The 2576-nt window shown below is 44.1% G+C and carries 2 protein-coding genes; both read left to right on the plus strand.

Features of this window, described 5'->3' with window-relative positions; all coding sequences use genetic code 11:
* Positions 1 to 184: hypothetical protein (locus QUA53_RS28860; protein ID WP_333101286.1), on the plus strand; the 184-nt coding region annotated here is incomplete at its 5' end.
* Between the two features lie 477 nt (positions 185 to 661).
* Positions 662 to 2482 carry a group II intron reverse transcriptase/maturase gene (gene ltrA, locus QUA53_RS28865; RefSeq protein ID WP_333101284.1) on the plus strand — a complete coding sequence of 607 codons (1821 nt, stop codon included), beginning with the start codon at positions 662 to 664 and terminating at the stop codon, positions 2480 to 2482.
* The last annotated feature ends 94 nt before the right edge of the window (positions 2483 to 2576 follow it).

Below are 2576 nucleotides of genomic sequence, written 5' to 3' on the forward strand. Positions count from 1 at the left end.
GGTGCGTTTCGTTCTGAAGAAACCTAGAGATGGGGGGAATTCAGGCTCTAATAAGGTAATCCAATATGGATTGAGTTCGCACTTTAATCCCTTGTTAGATGACAACTTGTTCGTCTTGTGGGTGAGAACACTGTTCAAGTCCCATCCCGCTGGTGCTGCGGTGAAAGCATCACCCCTGCGGTAGCGATTAGCCATCAATCCGTAAAGCGGGGTGAAAAGGCGGTAACTGGAAAACCTATTCTAGAACCCCGCCGAGCAGGAGTTTATGGGTAGCGAAAGCAAAGGTACATCCGAACCATCGTGATAGATAACCAGCGAAACAGGTTGATACGCTGGGAGTCCCAAAAGGGCAAGGATTGGTAATAAAGGGACTTCACCTTCAATTTACCACAGGGTTGGCAATTCGTTGCTTGACCAACTAAGCACTCTGTAATAAACCCGGTGGAAAGTACCACCCTAAGAACTCTAAACAAAGACAAACAGGAACGAAATAACCTACCGTTTGCTCTCTGTAAAAGTCGATTTTCAGAGTAGGTGCTAACCGTATGCAACGGCAAGTAGAGATTGGGTCAAAAGCGAAAGCTCCCTTGTAACGAGGGAGATATGCAGACAGACCCACTGTGTCTCGGAAGATAGAGTCTCCAGTAGCAATGAAAAAGTCATGAGCACGGTAAAACCGATGTATGAATGGAACAAGACTCCTTGGCGAAAGCTGGAAAGAGTAGTGTTCAAGTTGCAGAAAAGAATCTATCAAGCCGCCAATCGTGGTGATATTAAGACACTTCGCAGACTTCAAAAGTTGTTGATGAAGTCCTGGGCTGCAAAATGCTTAGCGGTTCGTAGGGTTACTCAGGATAACAAAGGAAAAAAGACGGCAGGTGTGGATGGTGTTAAATCACTAACCCCAAAGCAACGCCTTGACCTAATAGGTAATATAAACCTGAGTTCAAAGGTCAGCCCAACCAGGCGAGTATGGATTCCCAAGCCTGGTACAGAAGAGAAGCGACCTTTAGGAATCCCAACAATGAAAGACCGGGCATTGCAGGCGCTTGTTAAACTGGCACTAGAACCAGAATGGGAAGCGCGATTTGAACCGAATCAATATGGGTTCAGACCTGGGCGCTCGTGCCAAGATGCTATCGGGGCAATATTTAATGCGATTAGGTATAAGCAAAAATACGTGCTAGATGCCGACATCGCCAAATGCTTCGACAAAATCGACCATGAAGCACTGCTTAAAAAATTAAATACATTCCCGCTTTTACGCCGCCAAATCAGGGCATGGCTCCGAGCGGGGGTGATGGACGGACAGCAGTTGTTTCCAACACTTGAGGGTACACCACAGGGTGGAGTCATTTCTCCACTACTGGCTAATATAGCTCTCCACGGGATGGAACATCAAATTAAGGAATTTGCCAAAACCTTGGACATCAAAAAGTCAACAGGAAAAGGACAAATAAGCTGGCAACAGAAATGTAAAAGCATATCCTTAATAAGATACGCCGATGACTTCGTAATTCTCCACGAAGATTTAACCGTTGTTCAAAAGTGTAAAGAGATAATCTCTGAATGGTTAAAAGGCATGGGTTTGGAGCTAAAATCCAGTAAAACAAGGATAGCTCACACAATGAGCAGCCATGATGGACAGTCTCCAGGATTTGATTTCCTGGGGTTTAAAGTCAGGCAATATCCATCTGGCAAATATACTAGCGGGAAAAACCCCCAAGGTAAACTACTGGGTTTCAGCACAGTCATCACCCCAAGCCCGGAAAAAGTCAAGATACACCTCAAAGAAATCGCAAGAGTAATAGACACCCACAAAGCCAAATCTCAATCAGATTTAATCCAGAGTTTAAATCCTGTAATTATAGGATGGGCTAACTATTACCGAACGGTTTCAAGTAGCAAAGTCTTCTATAAATTAGACTTCTTAGTGTATCAAAAACTCAGAGCTTGGGCAAATCATCGCCATCCGAAAAAATTAAAAACATGGGTGTCAAATAAATACTGGCAAACCATAGGCAATGATCACTGGGTATTCGCAACCAGGGAAGAAGGGATTAACCCTCTTCGGTTACGCAAACATGGTCAAATAAAAATCATAGACCATGCCAAAGTTAAAGGTGAATCGTCACCATACAACGGAAACTTAGTGTATTGGAGTACAAGAATGGGAAAACACCCTGAAAGTCCCAAAAGAGTGGCAACACTTCTCAAGATTCAAAAGGGTAAATGTTCTCACTGCGGATTACATTTTCGAGACGAAGATGTCATGGAAGTTGACCACAGAATTCCTAAATCGAAAGGTGGAAAGGATTCTTATGAAAACTGGGATTTACTTCACAGACATTGCCACGATATAAAGACTGCAACAGATGGCAGTCTGGGTACAAAATCTAGCTGTAAAAGTGCTAAACCTAAGCCACCCTCACATACAGAATGGTTCTGGAAAGAGGATATGTTGGTAATGCGGTATGAGTGACAATCACCGAGTCACTGAGGAGCCGTGTGAAGAGAAATTTTCACGCACGGTTTTGGAGAGCGGCGGCGCTCGTGAGAGTGTCGCCGACTTTAAT

This window comes from Microcoleus sp. Pol12B3, from assembly GCF_036701355.1.
Taxonomy (GTDB): domain Bacteria; phylum Cyanobacteriota; class Cyanobacteriia; order Cyanobacteriales; family Microcoleaceae; genus Microcoleus.